Origin of the sequence: Streptomyces sp. 840.1 (assembly GCF_003751445.1) — a bacterium.
Classification (GTDB): Bacteria; Actinomycetota; Actinomycetes; order Streptomycetales; family Streptomycetaceae; genus Streptomyces.
In genome coordinates this window covers 26,940-41,773 of sequence record NZ_RJUU01000003.1, presented here as the reverse complement: position 1 = coordinate 41,773, position 14,834 = coordinate 26,940, and the positions used below count along the sequence as shown (strand labels likewise).

The 14,834-nt window shown below is 69.7% G+C and carries 10 protein-coding genes; 2 read left to right on the top strand and 8 right to left on the bottom strand.

Features of this window, described 5'->3' with window-relative positions:
• Positions 1–26 precede the first annotated feature (26 nt).
• Positions 27–977: an NADP-dependent oxidoreductase gene (locus EDD93_RS32830; RefSeq protein ID WP_123529582.1), complete on the top strand. Its 951-nt coding sequence runs from the start codon at positions 27–29 to the stop codon at positions 975–977.
• A gap of 409 nt (positions 978–1,386) precedes the next feature.
• On the opposite strand, the gene EDD93_RS39790 is transcribed toward EDD93_RS32830, so the two are convergent.
• Both EDD93_RS39790 and EDD93_RS32815 read right to left on the bottom strand, forming a co-directional pair.
• Positions 1,387–1,536, bottom strand: coding sequence for a hypothetical protein (locus EDD93_RS39790; RefSeq protein WP_185092602.1), 150 nt, complete (start codon positions 1,534–1,536; stop codon positions 1,387–1,389).
• Between the two features lie 145 nt (positions 1,537–1,681).
• Entirely contained in the window at positions 1,682–2,629 is a 948-nt protein-coding gene (locus EDD93_RS32815) for an MBL fold metallo-hydrolase (RefSeq protein ID WP_123529578.1), read from the bottom strand.
• 431 nt (positions 2,630–3,060) lie between these two features.
• Between EDD93_RS32815 and EDD93_RS32810 the strand changes: the two genes are divergently transcribed.
• Positions 3,061–5,901, top strand: coding sequence for an AAA family ATPase (locus EDD93_RS32810; protein ID WP_123529576.1), 2,841 nt, complete (start codon positions 3,061–3,063; stop codon positions 5,899–5,901).
• A gap of 439 nt (positions 5,902–6,340) precedes the next feature.
• On the opposite strand, the gene EDD93_RS32805 is transcribed toward EDD93_RS32810, so the two are convergent.
• The 6 genes from EDD93_RS32805 to EDD93_RS32780 all read right to left on the bottom strand — a co-directional run bounded on the left by EDD93_RS32805 (position 6,341) and on the right by EDD93_RS32780 (position 14,834).
• Positions 6,341–7,207 (bottom strand): NAD(P)-dependent oxidoreductase, encoded by an 867-nt coding sequence (locus tag EDD93_RS32805; protein ID WP_260256049.1) that lies wholly within the window; start codon positions 7,205–7,207, stop codon positions 6,341–6,343.
• A 26-nt stretch (positions 7,208–7,233) separates the two neighbouring features.
• Positions 7,234–9,456, bottom strand: a complete 2,223-nt coding sequence (locus tag EDD93_RS32800) for an FAD-dependent oxidoreductase (RefSeq protein ID WP_123531510.1) — start codon at positions 9,454–9,456, stop codon at positions 7,234–7,236.
• 12 nt (positions 9,457–9,468) lie between these two features.
• On the bottom strand, positions 9,469–11,760 hold the full coding sequence (locus EDD93_RS32795) for a hypothetical protein (RefSeq protein ID WP_123529572.1): 2,292 nt from the start codon (positions 11,758–11,760) through the stop codon (positions 9,469–9,471).
• 178 nt (positions 11,761–11,938) lie between these two features.
• On the bottom strand, positions 11,939–12,892 hold the full coding sequence (locus EDD93_RS32790) for an IS481 family transposase (RefSeq protein WP_123531508.1): 954 nt from the start codon (positions 12,890–12,892) through the stop codon (positions 11,939–11,941).
• 116 nt (positions 12,893–13,008) lie between these two features.
• A complete protein-coding gene (locus EDD93_RS32785; protein WP_123529570.1) occupies positions 13,009–13,887 on the bottom strand; it encodes a carbohydrate ABC transporter permease in 879 nt (292 codons plus the stop codon).
• Positions 13,884–14,834, bottom strand: a complete 951-nt coding sequence (locus tag EDD93_RS32780) for a carbohydrate ABC transporter permease (protein ID WP_185092601.1) — start codon at positions 14,832–14,834, stop codon at positions 13,884–13,886. The genes EDD93_RS32785 and EDD93_RS32780 overlap by 4 nt, the downstream gene beginning before the upstream one ends.

Here is a 14,834-nt window from a genome sequence, read left to right as displayed (position 1 = left end):
ATGCTGTCATCAGTCGGGAGATCGTCATGAAGGCTCTACAGTTCGACCGGTTCGGTTCCCCGGACGTGATCGTGCTCCGCGACGTCCAACAGCCGGAGCCGGGCCCCGGCCAGATCCGGATCGCTGTGCGGGCGTGCGGCCTGACACCAGCCGACTGGCACGTCGTCGACGGTCTCCTCGCCGACCATCTGCCGCCGTTGCCGCGCGGGCTCGGCCTAGAGGTCGCGGGCACCGTCGACGCGCTCGGCGAGGGCGTCACCGGCGTCCAGACAGGCGACCGCGTGTTCGGTCCGGCCACCTTGGACGGCCCGACGGCCGGCGCCGCCGAGTACGCGCTGATGCCGGCCTGGGCACGCATTCCCGAAGGCATAACCGCCGAGCAGGCCGCCGCGCTGCCGATGGCGGCCGAGACGGCGTGGCGCGCGCTCGACGACCTCGGCGTTCAGCCAGGTGAGCTGCTGCTCGTCCACGGCGCGGGCACCACCGTGGGTGAGACGGCGGTGCGCTTCGCGCTGCACCGGGGTATACGGGTGATCGCCACAGCCGGGCCGACTCGGGCCACCGCCCTGGAAGAGATCGGCGCCCAGGTGACCGCCTACGGCGAGGGCATGGCCGAACGCGTCAGCGCCCTGACCCCAGGCTCCGTGGACCGCGCTCTGGACACCACGCCGGCCGGGGGCCGGATCGACCGCGCCGACCAGCCCAGCCCGGCCGGCGGCTCGCTACCGACCCTGATCGGGCTGACCGGGGATCCCGACCGTGTCCTCACTGTCTCGGACTTCGCTGCCGCAGCCGAGCTGGGCGTCCGGATCACCACCGAGATCCGCTACGACCGGATGAACGAGTTCGCCAGGCTCGCAGGCGAAGGCATCCTGGCCGTACCGGTCGCCCGCACCTACACCCTCGACCAGATCCGGGACGCGGCCAAGCTCAGCCAGTCCCGCCGCCCCGGCGGCAAGCTCATGCTCGTCCTGTGATCACCTTGCCGGCCCGGTCAGGCGAAAGGAGCCCACACACCCCGATGATCACGCGGTGACCGCACCCGTTACCGACCAGGGTCCCTACAAGATCACGAAAGCACACTGGAGTACTGGGCCGTGTTCTGAAAATGGCGGCACGATGGGGTCGACCGCGTTCCGATCGAAAGAAGCGTCGTGGTTGACCCCGTGCTGAAGCACTCCTTGCGCCATCTCCGCTCTGTGAAGTCGCATCCGCCGCCCACAGCGAACTCCGTCGAGTTTGCCGGCTGGAGGGAGGAAGTCGCCGGCGCCTTGGAAGCGTTGGCCTGCGTGCTGGTCTTCGAGGCTGATCGCGCCAGGGCCAGAGCGGAGGCGGCCGCTGCGCGGGAGCAATCCGCAGAGATTCGACGCCGGTGCGGGTTCGGGGCTACTGGGCGCTGATGTTCCGGACGGCCATCCAGACGGTGAGGTCGCCGTTCTCGCTGTCGGCGCCGTAGTACCGAGCACCAATCTGCTTGGTTCCCTCGCTCTGGTCGCGGCCAGCATGGCGTACGGGAGCGACAGCTCCGCCGGTCACAGCCATTCGCTGCTGACGGCGATCAGGGCGGTGGCCTCGAAGCGGACCGCTAGTTTGCCGAACCTGGTGGCCACCGCCCGCCGACCCGGGTTCGTGGGCAACGTGGTGGGCACGAGGGTTCCTCCTTGAAGGACGGGCGGTCGGTTCAGGTGCGGGAGAACGGCGCCCAGTTGGTCAGCTCGAAGCCGGAACCCCGGCGGCGCATTTCAAAGGCACCGTGTCCGGGCAAGTGCGCCGGGAGCACGAGGGTGTTGTTGTCCGCGGCGTGCGCGAACATGCGTGCACGGCTGGCGCGAGCGCCGTCCTCGTCCTCCTCGAAGCAGCTGTTGATGTGCGGCTCGTGCACCTGGATCGCGCCATGCAGGAGGTCGCCGGCGAAGATCGCGCGATCGCCCCTGGACTCCAGGTGGATGATCGAGGTGCCGGGGGTGTGGCCCGGGGCCAGTTCGAGGCGGAGGTGGGAGTCGATGGTGTACGACTCGTCCCAGGTCTCCACCAGACCGGCGTCGACGACCGGGGTGATGCTGTCCTCGTAGACGTTCTGGTTGCCCCGTCCGAAAACCGTGTTTTGGAGGTTCTCGGGCCTCCAGTACTCGAAGTCACGCTGCGGCATGAGGTACGTCGCGTTGGGGAACGTGGGAACCCAGTCGCGGCCTTCGAGCCGGGTGTTCCAGCCGACGTGGTCGTCGTGCAGGTGGGTGTTGACGACGATGTCGACGTCTTCGGGCCGCACGCCGACAGCGGCGAGGTTCGCCAGGTAGCCGGTGTTCAGATAGGACCAGATCGGTTGCAGCGGGCGGTACTTGTCGTTGCCCGCGCCGGTGTCGACAAGGATGATCCTGCCCTCACTGCGCAGCACCCAGGACTGGGTGGCGGCACGAGTGAGATCGGTATCCGGCTCCCAGTGGTGGGGCGCCAGCATCGCGGTGTGCCGGTGCCACTCCTCGGGCCTGCTGCTGGGAAAGAAGACATCCGTCGTCATCGGGGTGGTGTCGGAGAACTCCATGACGCGGTGGATCCGCACATCACCGAGTTCGATGGTGTTCACCGTCGGACTCCCGGTCTCGGAGGACGGGGAAGCAAGAGGGGACATTGTTCTCCTTAGAAGGTTCGGACGTTTCCCAGCCTGCGAGCAAGCGGCGCCTCGGCGGTATCGGACACGTGACTGCAGTTCCCCGTGGAGCGGGCCCGGGGCCGTCCGCGGCGCGGACGGGCAGCCGGCACACCGTGCGGATGGGGGCCGGAACCGTGGGCGCGGAGCGGCGACGGCCCGGCTTCGGCGCCCGGCGTCCACTTGCGCCGGGCGCGTGGTGAGCGAGGCGGCGGGGAACAGGAGGCCACATGGGTTTCATGCCCACGGCGGGCCGCAGGGTCCGGGGCGCCGACCGCAGGCGTCGTCCGTCATGTGACGGCACCTGGGGTGCTGTCCGGGATGTGCCGAGGACGCCCTGGTAGCGTCGATGCGCAGGATGCGGTGATCGGAGACGTTGAGCCGTGGAAGCGTCCGCCACGTCTGGAGAACCGGTGGACGAGTACACAGTGACAACCGCCCGCCGCAGCAGCGGTACCCCCGTGGTCAGGGAAGCCGAGCTGGACAGGCTGGTCGCAGCGGTGACCGCACCACGTGCGGCGGAGCCCGGGACGAGGCCGGTGGACGCTCTGCTGACCGTGGCGGGAGGGGCCGGAGAGGGCAAGACCACCCTGGTGGAAGCGGTCGTGGCGTCCTTCACCGCAGACGGCGGCCGGGTACTCAGGGCCGACAGCAGCCAGTCCGAGACCCACCTGGCGTTCTCGGGACTGCACCAGCTGCTACGTCCGGTCCGCGGGCGGATCGACGCACTGCCCCCCGGGCAGCGCGGGGCGCTGCACGTTGTCTTCGGAATGGCGGAGCGAAGCGAGGCGCCGGGCCCGATGCTCATCAGGACTGCGGTCCTCACCGTGCTGTCGGACCTCGCCGCCGAGCGCCCGCTGCTGGTGGTCGTGGACGATGCCCAGTGGGCAGACCGCGCCTCACTGGACGCTCTCTCCTTCGCCGCCCGGCGTCTGGCCGACGAACCGGTGACTCTGCTGGTCGCCACCAGAGATCCCACGCTGAGCGGGCTCGCCCATCAGGAACCGATCCTCACCCTGGAGCCCCTCGACCGCGGCGCGGCGGAACGCCTGCTGGACTTCCAGCCGTGGGTGCCCGCCGGGCCCACTCGGGTGTCCATCCTCGACCAGGCAGAGGGCAACCCCCTCGCCTTGGTGGAACTGGCTCGGGCCGCCGGCGAACACGACTGCACATCCCGCACGGCCCACAGCCCGCTTCCGGTCACCGAACGGCTGGGGCGGGTCTACGCCGACCGTCTTGCCGCACTGCCCGCCGAGACGCGCCGCGCGGTGGTGCGCCTGGCCACCGTCGACAACGAGGACCCGCCGCACACCGTACTGTCCTGGCTGCCCGACATCGGCGATCCGGTGTGGGGGCCCGCGGAGGAGGCCGGAATCGTCCGGCGAAGCGGGGGACGACTGCGCTGCGCACACCCGCTCACTCGCCTCGCGATCTACCACGCGGCCCCTGCCGAGGAGCGGCGCGCGGCGCATCTGGGGCTGGCCGAGCTGTTCGGCGACCAGGATCCCGACCGGCACGCCTGGCACCTTGCCGCCGCTACCTCCGGGCTGAGCGCGGCGGTCTCGGCCCGACTCGAGGACAGCGCGAACCGAGCACGTCACCGCAGTGGCTACGCGGCTGCCGCCCACATGCTGGAACGGGCCGCGGATCTGCACCCAGACCGGGGCGAGAGCACCCGGCTGCTGGCCGCCGCGACCAGTGCGGCGGTCCTGACCGGCCGGCTCGACTCCGTCGAACGGCTGGCCGCACGCACCCGCGCCGGCACCGACGACCCGACTGCCGTGGCCCTCGCCGCCCTCCAGGTCGGCCGGCTCATGACGCTGACCAGCTCGCACAACGCTGCTTTCGGACAACTGATGCGCCCCGCCGCCGTCTTGGCCGACACCGACCCCGCGGCGGTGTTGGAGGCCCTGGCCGCCGCCGCTGTGGTGCGCTTCTACTCCGGTGACGCGGCCCAGTTGCACGAGATCGAACGCCTGCTGCCCCTGGCCTCGGCGCTCCCCGGCCACCGGCTCGGAGAGCGGGAGACGCTCCTGGCCGGCTGGACCGCGGTCGTCGCGCATCCGGAAGCCGCCGAGGTGTGCTTCACCCTGCAGCTGCCCGCCCTGGTCGCGGTCGCGCGAGAGGAACCGCAGACACTGATCCTGCTCGCCGTCGCGGCCTGGCTGTTGGACGAGACGGAATTGGCCGCGCGTACCTACGACTCGGCCTTCGCCTCATGGACCTCGCAGGGGCCGCTGCCGGACGGCCTTGGCGGGGTAGCTGCCCTCGCCTACCTGGAACAGGGCCGGTGGGCCCGTGCGCAGACGGCCTGCGCCGAACTCGCAGCTGTCGCTTCGTCGGTCGGCCTCGATCATGCCGTGGCCTGTGCCGCCGCGACGGAGGCGTTGCTGTGCGCGCTGCGCGGTGACGTGGCCGGGGCCCGCGCCCAGGCGCAGCGCGCCCTCTCGCTCGTCGACCCGCAGGAGAGCCGTTCTGTCCTCGCTCTCGCCCACCGTGCCCTGGGCACCGCCGCCACCGTGGAAGGCGATCACGAGGCCGCCCACCAGCACTACCGTGTGCTCTTCGACGACCGGGGCAACTCCACGCACTACCACCTCTCCTACCCGGCGTTGCCCGAGCTGGCGGCTGCCGCGGCCCGGGTCGGCCGTCGCGAGGAGGCCACCCGGATCGTGGACGGAGTCGAGCGGTCCCTGGCGTACGCGGGCGTGCTGGCGCCGCGCAGGGCCGCGCTGGTCCATCTGAGCCGGGCGGCACTCGTCCCCGCCGAGCAGGCCGAGCACCACTTCACGGCGGCTCTGGAGGCTCCCGCGCTCGCCCGTCGGCCTTTCGAGCGTGCCCAGGCGCTGCTGGCGTACGGGGAGTGGCTGCGCCGCCGCCGCCGTATCTCCGATGCCCGTCCGCCGCTGGTTGCCGCGGAGGCCGTGTTCCGGCGGCTGGCCGCGCAGCCCTGGGTGGCGCGGGCCCAGTCCGAACTCAGGGCCGCTGGTGCCCGGAGCGGCATTGCCGAACCGGACGCCTTCGCCGGCCTCACCCCGCAGCAGCAGCAGATCGTGCGGCTGGCGGCGCTCGGACTGACCAACCGTGAGGTGGCCGAGAAGCTGTATCTGTCCCCGCGTACCGTCAGCTCGCACCTCTACCGGTCCTTTCCCAAGCTGGGCGTCACCGTGCGCTCCCAGTTGAGGGATGTGGTCGATGCCATGACCGCTGACAGAGACGCGGGTCGAGACACCGATGCGCGGGGTGGGGCTTGATCGCCGCGCACGCCGAACGTCGGTTCCCGATCCGGGGCGCTGATAGGGGTGGGGCCCTCCTGCCCGGAGCCGAAGCGCAGGGGTCACGGACGACTGGCCGGGACGTCGCTCTGCCGTGACGCTCGTTTGACGCTCCAGCCACCTACACGCAGGAAGGAGAGCTGAGAAATATGCTCTGACCTGGGTTCTTCCGTGACGTGCTCAGTCCGGCATCTTTCCGATGACGCACCATGTGGAGTGCGTGGCGATCCTGGAGCCGGAGAGGAAAAACGACTGACCTGCGGGTTCGGGTGGTGTGCCTTATGTGCGCTGAGGGTCGTGCCCGGCCGCGCTCGACCCGTATCGCCGGCGACTTCACCCGCTACGACGCACACGCCGTGCGCGAGCACCGGCGCGGCATCGAGCTGGTCCGCTGCAGGCTCTTCGGCACCGGACCTGCTCACTGCGGGGCGCCCGCCCCGCGACCGAGAAGATTCCGTGCCGTGAACCCGAGCAGCCTGCGCGCGGCCGAGGTGTCGACCGGCGCCGCGCGGCCCGGCAGCGGGCGCCGCAGCACGGTGGTGGGATGGTAGCGGCGCAGCAGTTCCTCCGTCGGGTAGGGCACGATGATCTCGGGGGCGCAGAGGTGTACCGCGTGCGCCGCACGGCCGGGTACGTCCAAGGCCAGCAGTGCGGCTCTCGCCGCGTCATGGACCTCCAGGTACGTCCACAGGTCCCTTGCCCCCGCGGCCGGATCGGCCGTGAGCCGGGCGGCGTGCGCGAGCAGGCGTTCCTCGAATCCGCCCACGTACGGATAGCGCAGGCACACCACGCTCATCCCGTGCCGCCGCGCCATCATCCGCGCTGTCAGTTCGTCGACCTGTTTGGAGAGGCCGTAGGGGTCGGACACCTGGGAGGTCATCGCCTCATCGACCGGTGCGTACGGTGGATGCGGATCCTCGACGTCCGTCCAGGGCAGGCCCGTGACACCCCAGGAGCTCGCCACCGCGGCATGCCGGATCCCGGCCCGGCCGGCCTCCTCCAGGACCGTGAAGGTGGAGAGGGTGTTGCCCGCGAAGACCTCAAGCGCGGTGTTGCGCTCGGGAGTCGGGATCGCCGCCAGGTGGATGACCGCGTCGGCGCCCTCCAGAGCCGCCTGCACGGTCCTCGCGTCGGCGGCGTCACCGGTCACGACCCGGCGCGCCACGAGATCGCCGGGATCATCGAGGACCAGGGCGTTCGCCTCGATCCCGCGCTCGGCGAGCAGCGCGAGGACCGCTCGCCCGATCCGCCCGGCGGCCCCGGTGACCATCACTCTGCCAACCATCCAGTCACTCTCCCGCGTCGGTGCTTCTACTTGTAGGCGCGCACGGCGACGACGTGCGCCGACGCCGCCCCGTTGGTGGCTTCGACGACGACCCGGATCGCCGATGTGGTGACCGGCTCCGTCGGCCTGTGCGTCTCGCGGCGCCGGCGATTTTCCGCCGCACGGGCGATGACGCGCCAGGTGCCATCGGTGTCCAGTGCCTCGACACGGTAGTCGCGAAGGAGGGTGGGGAGGGTGTCGAAGGGCGTGCGGTGGTGGTGCAGGTTGATCAGGTCCTCGTTGACGTCGTCGTCGGCGATGACCTCGATCCGGCCCAGGGCGACCGGTTCGGGCCAGGCCAGCTCGAGCCAGGGGGACGGAGAGTCCGCCAGGGGGGCGGAGACCCACATGTGCGGTCCCGCGTACGGGCGGGCATAGCCGTCGGTGGCCTTGGCGGGGGAGTAGGCCGCGGTTTCGCCCGTACGGAAGCAGAAGGTACGGCGCAGCAGACCCGCGTCCGTCCACTCGCGCAGCGGCTGCGGCGATTCGTCCGACGGGCGCAGCGGGACGCGCGTGAAGCACAGGACGCCGGGGGTCGGGCGGTCGGAGCGGTGCAGAGCGAGGGCGTCGTTGGCGCGGACGACAAGGAAGGCGTTGCGCGGGGTTTCGGGAGACCAGTCCAGGCCCGTCTTGAGCCACTGCCCGGCACCGGCGGCGACGGGCAGGGTGGTGGAGGTGACCAGGCGGCGCGGGACGTAGTTCTGGCCGAGTTCGGGGTCGTACAGATCGATCACGATCTCGGTGTCGCGGTCGGCGTCGACGAGCAGTTCCACTCCGGAGAGGTCCGGGTCCGCGGGGAGGACGAGTCCGGCGTCCGCCGCGAGCGGCCACCGCTCGTCGGAGTCCTCGACCGCCAGGCTGCTCAAAGTGGCTGAGGCCCTGGCCGTCGCCCGCAGGGCCAGGTCCTCCTGGTCCGTCGAGGCGAGGCCGATGAGCGAGGCGTCCTGGCGCAGCAGCGTCCGGTGCAGCTCGGGCACGGGGAGTTCGCGCGGGGTGACATCTCCGGTGACGCAGAGCGCCGCCGCCGTGCCGGCCGCCTGGCCGATCGTGGCGCAGGTCGCCATGACGCGGGTCGAGCCGAAGGCGACATGGCTGGCGGAGATATTGCGCCCGGCGAAGAGCAGGTTCTCGGTGTTCACCGAGTAGAGGCTGCGGTAAGGAATGTGGTAGATGCCGTCCGCGTAGAGCTGCCTGGCGCCTGCCTCGGTGGCGTACATGCCCTGCGGCGGATGCAGGTCGATCGACCAGCCGCCGAAAGCGACCCGGTCGGCGAACTCGGTCTGGCCGAGGATGTCGCCCTGGTGCAGGACGTAGTCGCCGAGGAAGCGCCGGTACTCCCGTTTGCCGGGGATCGAGCCCACCCATTCCAGGGTCATGTTCGCCGCGTCGAACTCGCCGGAGTTCTTGATGTGGTCCCAGATGCCGTGGATCACCGACCACAGCTCGTCGCGGATGCGTTCGTTGTCGTGGACGGTGTCGAGCTCGCCGCCGAACTCGATCCACCAGTACGCGCAGCCGTTGTCGCCCGCCTTGATGATGCGGCGCTGCGGGATGGCGGTCTGCGTGATGTCCTTGGCGAAGTTCGGCGGCACGAACTTGACGGGGTGACCGGCATCCTTCGTATAGAAGAGGAGAGTCGAGCCCAGGGTGATGTCGTCGGCGGTCTCCGGAGCCCATGCCTCGTCGTACTCGGCGCGCGATTCCCGGCCGATGCGGTGGTGGGCGCCCGCCAGGTGGCCGATCAGGCCGTCTCCCGTGCAGTCGAGGAAGAGGGAGCTCTCGAAACGTATCCGTCGTTCCGAGCCCATCATCCAGCCGGTGACCGAGGTGATCCGCCGGGCCTCGTCCGGGCCTTCGGCGTCGACCTCGCGCACGTCGGTGTTGAGGTAGAGGGTGATGCCGGGCTCGGCGCGCACGGCGTCCAGGACCACGGCATCCCAGTAGTAGGGGTTCCCGTCCGGGTTGCGGAACTGGTTCTCCACAAGCAACTCGCCCATGATGCCGCCCTCACGGGCATGGTGATTCCTGCCGTGGCCGGTCGCGCCGCACACCCAGACCCGGACCTCGCTGCTCGCGTTGCCGCCGAGCACCGGCCTGTTGTTGATCAGCGCGACGCTCCGGCCGAGCCGGGCCGCGGCGATCGCTGCGCAGACCCCGGCCAGGCCGCCCCCGACGACGGTGATGTCGTGCCGTGCGGTTTCATTCCTCATGTCGTAAGTCACTTACTTCCAGTCGGGATTGGCGGACAGGCCGTAGTAGACGCGCGGGGCGCCGTCGAGGGTGAGGCTGATCTTGCCGCCGGAGGCTTTGAGAGAGCGTTCCTGGCCGATGCAGTTCAGCTCCCGCACCGTGCCGTCGACCGTCCCCGAGTGGGCCACGACCGCGGTCCTGGTCGTCCAGGTGTCGACCCAGGGCTCCGGCGATGCATACCAAGGATCATCGCCGTGATCGGAGTTGAGGATGTAGCCGTCCTTGCGGCTCCAGATGATCGACACCGGTCCGCCGGGGGTGGTGAAGAGGAGTCCCTTGATGTCCTTGTCCGTGAAGGCGAGATGCCGGACGAACTCGGCCTGGTCCAGGACCCGGGCGGCGGTCGCGAAGGCGAGGAGCGAGGGCTTGGCGCTGGTGTCGCGGTTCATCAGTCCGTAGTGGAACTCGGGGTTGGCCGGGTCGGCTTCCTGAGGGTGGTAGAGCGTCGAGTCGTGCAGCTGGTACCAGTTGACGGCGCGCACCTTCTCGGCCTTGGCGAGAGCGAGCGTGAGCAGCGTGTTCTCGGCGGCGTGCCGGTAGGTGTCGCTCCACCACGCGTTGGGCCGGGTCGGTGCGTACGCCTCGGTGAGCCAGAGCTCCTTGTTACCGCCGTACTCCTCCAGGACCTGGTTCGCCTTGCGCAGCGCGCCGAGGAAGTTCCAGTACGAGCCGGACGGCCCTTGCGTCCACTCCTCGGGCGGCGGCGCGAAGTCGGGCGTGAAGTTGCCGCGACCGGGGTGGAAGGCGAAGGCGTCGATGAGATCCCAGCCGCCCGCGTCGTGGAAGTTCTCGGTCCATACGTAGTCCATGCCGCCCAGGCCGGCGTTCATGACCTTCATCTGCGAGCCCGCCGCGTCGAGGCGTGTGGTGACCTGTCGCAGACCGTCCCGGACGTAGGCGTCGGCGCCGCGCCCCGACATCCAGGGCTGGTTGACCTCGTTGCTCACCTCGAAGTACGCGGCCTCGGCGTCCAGGGCCTTGGCGACATTCGTGTCGGCCCAGGCCGCGATCTGCTCCTGACTGCCGCCCACGGGGATGCCGCTCAGCTCCACGTTGTGTCCGATGCCGTGCGCGTCCAGAGTCGCGGTGTCGATGCCCGGGGCGCCCGCGTAGGCGATGCGGATCCACTTGATGCCGAGCGTCCTGACCAGATCGAGTACGGCGTCCTTGCCGGGCTTGAGCAGCCAGGGGTAGTTGGCGAGACCGAACATCGACTCCTTGCCCGCCTTGTACGCGAACTCCGGGAGCACGCTCAGATTCGTGCGGGCCAGCGCCCTGTCACTGCCGCTGACCGCCTCCACCTCGGTGAACACGATGTTCTGCGAGGGTGAGGTCAGGGGAAAGGAGGCGTTCCAGACGGCGCCCGCCGCGAGGCTCCTGGAGAGCGTTCCACCGGCGATCTCCTTGCCGCCGAAGTCCCGCGCCCACCAGGTGAGCCGCACCGTCCTGGCCGCGGCGGAGCCGTTGACGACCTGCGACTTGAGCGTCATCGTCTGCCCGGCCGCCTTGTAGAGGTTGAACGGCTGGTCGGTCCACACCTCCACACCGAGGGGCCTCTTGGCAGCGAGTGCTCCCGCCCCGCGCGGCCGCAGATCGCCGAGGACCAGATCAGCCTCGGTGACCGCGGTGGTCGCGCCGGTCGAGGTACCGGGGGAGTGGACCCATGTGGCGTTCGTGTTCGCGGGGTTGGTGGACGAGAGGCAGAAGAAGCCCTTCGAGCCCGGCCACGTCTCCACGTACGCGCCGCCCGCGTTCACCTCGTACGGAATGCCACCTCGGGTGTCCCGCTCCCAGACGGTCAGCGCCTCGTACGACTCCGCCGCGCTCGCCCCGTACACCGTGCGGGAGAACATGAAGCCGGCCGGTGTGAGCGTGCCGGGGCCGCCGACCTCCCACTTCAGGTGTGCCTTGCGCGGAGTGACGTCGAAGGTGCCGCGCACGGTGACTCCGGACGTGCCGCTCGCCATCGTGTACGTGACCTGAATCGCGGGCCGCCCGTCGGGGAGCGTGATCCGGGCGGGCGTACCGCCGAAGGTGCGCTGCTGGCCCAGCGCCGTGTCCTTGATCATGAAGTGGCTGAGCAGGATGCGGTCGGCGCCCGCACCGTCCTGCACGAGGACGCTGCCGTCGCTACGGCCGACCAGGGTGATGCCGTCGGCCTCGATGGTGACGGGGTCCGCGGCGTACGCGGGAACGGTCGGCAGCAGTGCGGCGCCGGTGGCGACGGCCGTGCCCTGGATGAATCTGCGGCGGGCGACTGACATGGAGGTGCCCTTCTCTTGGTCGGGGTGTTCGGGATGCTCCGAGGTTCCGAAGCCGAAGGTGCGGTGCGGAAGTCGGTGGCTCGGCCGTTGACTCCGGCGGACCCAGGGGGTGTGTTGAAAGTCCCGTCTGCCCGGCGGTCCGCCCTCCGGGCGGACGACGCTACTTCCAGAACACGCCCTAGCTGTACTGACCCGTGAGGTTGGGGACGCGGCTGGCGGGTGGCTGGCCCTTGAGTGCGGTGTGTCCGCGGTGGTGATTGTAGGTGTGGAGCCATCGCGGGTAGGCGTCGCGTCGCTCGGTCTCGGTCCGGTAGGTCTGGGCGTAGGCCCATTCGTCCAGAAGGGTGCGGTTGAACCGCTCTACCTTCCCGTTGGTCTGGGGCCGGTAGGGACGGGTCCGCTTGTGTGAAATCCCCTGTCCGGCAAGGGAGTTGCGCCAGAGGTATGACTTGTAGCAGGAACCGTTGTCGGTCAGGACCCGCTGGACGGTGATGCCGGCAGCGGCGAAGTAGGCGTGGGCCCGTTGCCAGAATCCGACGGCGGTTTCCTTCTTCTCGTCGGTGAGGATCTCGCTGTAGGCCAGGCGGGAATGGTCGTCGACAGCGTTGTGCAGGAAGCTCATGCCGGCCTTCGCCCGGTTTTTGCGGCCCGCTTGCCGGCCGAGGACCTTGTGGCCTCCGCCGTCGGGGATGTTGCCGAGCTTTTTGATGTCGACGTGGACGAGGTCGCCGGGGGCGGCGTGCTCGTAGCGGCGGATCACCCGGCCGGTGGCCCGGTCGAGGTGAGCCAGGCGGGCGAGTTTGTAGCGGGTCAGGACACGGTGGACGGTCGCCGGGTTCAGCCCGAGGAGATACGCGATGCGGGCCGGGCCCCAGCGCCGCAGGACGCGGACCCTGATGATCCGCCGCTCGGTCCGCGTCGGTGTCCGGCCTGGGCTGTGGTGGGGCCGGGAGGAGCGGTCGGCCATCCCGGCCTCGCCCTGCTCGCGGTAGCGGACTGCCCACCGCTGAGCGGTGGTCGTCGAGACCTGGAAGCGCTCGGCGGCCCGGCGCAGCGGCCAGCCGTCGTCCACGACGCAGCGGGCCAGACGCAGACGTCCGGTCTCGGTCAGGGGTGCATTACGGTGGGACATGAGGGCCTTCTGGTCGTTCGTGTAGATGTCGCAATCCACACCGAACCCGGAAGGCCCTCACTCGTTCAAGATCCCCAAGCCGTGGAATCCGTCACCAACCTCCGTGGACAGAACACCTAGCCCTTGACTCCGGTGAAGCCGAGTCCGGCGACGATGTACTTCTGGCAGACGACGAAGACGAGCACCGGCGGGGCGACGGCGAGCACCATCGCGGCGATCAGCTGGTCCTGCGGGGCCTGTGTGGCGAGCTGGGCGAGAGCGACGCTGATCGGCTGCTTCTCCGGGTCGGTGATGGCCACCAGCGGCCAGATGAAGTCCTTCCAGGAGTGCATCACCGCGAGCAGGCTGATCACGGCGAGCACCGGCTTGCTCATGGGCAGCACGATCTTGGTGAGCAGCTGCCAGGTACTCGCCCCGTCGACCCGTGCCGCGTCGAACAGCTCCTTCGGCAGGGAGTCGAAGAACTGCTTGGCGAGCAGCACCGTGAAGGCGTTCGTGCCGGCCGGCAGCCAGATCGCCCAGTAGGTGTCACCCAGGTTGAGGTGGAGGAACGGCACGTCGATCACCGTCATGAAGAGGCTGACCATGTTCACCGTGTACGGCACGAACATCGTGGCGAGGATCGCCCCGTAGACGGCCCTGCCGAACCTCGGCCTGAGCACCGAAAGGGCGAAGCCCGCCGTGGCCGAGACGAAGAGCTGCACGAACCACGATCCGCCGACCACCAGGAGGGTGTTCATCAGATAGCGGCCGACACTCAGATCGGTGTACGCCGTCGAGAAGTTGCCCAGGGCCGGCCGGTCCGGCCAGAGGGCCAGGGGAGCGGTCGTGAGCTCGGTGGGCGGTGAGACCGCGCCCTTGACCATCCAGTACAGCGGTCCGATGCCGATGAGCAGCAGCAGGATCAGGGAGAACACCTGGATGGAGCGCACCGCGGCGCGTACGCCGGGGCGTTGGCGGTCGTTGGTGGATACGAAAGTGGTGAGCGTGGTCATGACGTGCTCCAGCTGCGCGTGGCACGCAGGTAGACCGCGGAGAGCAGGGCGAGGGCGAGGACCATCAGGAAGGAGAGCGCGGCGGCCTGGCCGTACTCGCCGTCCTGGAAGGCGTACCGGAAGATCAACAGCAGGACCGTGAGGGTGGAGTTCTCGGGTCCGCCGCCGGTGAAGACGTACGGCTCGGTGAAGACCTGCACCGTGTTGATCAGCTGAACGAGCAGCAGCAGTCCGATGACAGACCGGAGCTGGGGCAGCATCACATGCCAGATCCGCCGCCAGATGCCGGCGCCGTCCACCTCGGCGGCCTCATAGAGTTCGCCGGGGATGCCGACCATCGCCGCGAGGTAGATCAGGACGGCGCCGCCCATGCCCGCCCAGGTGGCCTCCAGGACCAGCGAGAGCATGGCGCTGTCGGACGACTCCAGCCACGCGTACGGGCCGAGCCCCACCTTGCCGAGGACGTTGTTGAAGAGCCCGCTCCCGGGATCGTAGAACCACTTCCAGAGCAGGATCGCCACGACGGGCGGGATGACCACCGGCAGATACACCAGGAAGCGGTAGACGCCCGCGCCGCGCCGCACCGTCGACATGATCGCGGCCAGGATCAGCGGCGCCGGGAAGCCGATCAGCAGGCCGAGGACCACGAAGAACAGGGTGTTCCCGACGGCGGTGCCGAGCAGCGGATCGTCGAAGAGCGTACGGAAGTTGTCCAGGCCGACCCAGACCGCGGGCTCGACGAGGTTGGTCCGCTGGAAGCTGAGCAGCAGACTGCGCACGATCGGCCACCAGGCGAAGAGCCCGAAGACCAGCAGCGTGGGGACGAGGAACAGCCAGGCCGTGAACTGTTTGCGGGCGCCGCTGCCACGCCGCGACTTCGGCATGGGTCGCGGAACGGGCTGCTTGGACACAGCGGCCGGGCGCCGGGACGGAGTGAGCAGGGCCAT

Bases quoted from the DNA above. Each gene is read 5' to 3' on its own strand.
- EDD93_RS32790 (WP_123531508.1), bottom strand. From the start codon at position 12,892: ATGTCCCACCGTAATGCACCCCTGACCGAGACCGGACGTCTGCGTCTG.
- EDD93_RS32785 (WP_123529570.1), bottom strand. From the start codon at position 13,887: ATGACCACGCTCACCACTTTCGTATCCACCAACGACCGCCAACGCCCC.
- EDD93_RS32795 (WP_123529572.1), bottom strand. From the start codon at position 11,760: ATGTCAGTCGCCCGCCGCAGATTCATCCAGGGCACGGCCGTCGCCACC.
- EDD93_RS32830 (WP_123529582.1), top strand. From the start codon at position 27: ATGAAGGCTCTACAGTTCGACCGGTTCGGTTCCCCGGACGTGATCGTG.
- EDD93_RS32805 (WP_260256049.1), bottom strand. From the start codon at position 7,207: ATGGTTGGCAGAGTGATGGTCACCGGGGCCGCCGGGCGGATCGGGCGA.
- EDD93_RS32800 (WP_123531510.1), bottom strand. From the start codon at position 9,456: ATGAGGAATGAAACCGCACGGCACGACATCACCGTCGTCGGGGGCGGC.
- EDD93_RS32780 (WP_185092601.1), bottom strand. From the start codon at position 14,834: ATGGCCCTGCTCACTCCGTCCCGGCGCCCGGCCGCTGTGTCCAAGCAG.
- EDD93_RS32815 (WP_123529578.1), bottom strand. From the start codon at position 2,629: ATGTCCCCTCTTGCTTCCCCGTCCTCCGAGACCGGGAGTCCGACGGTG.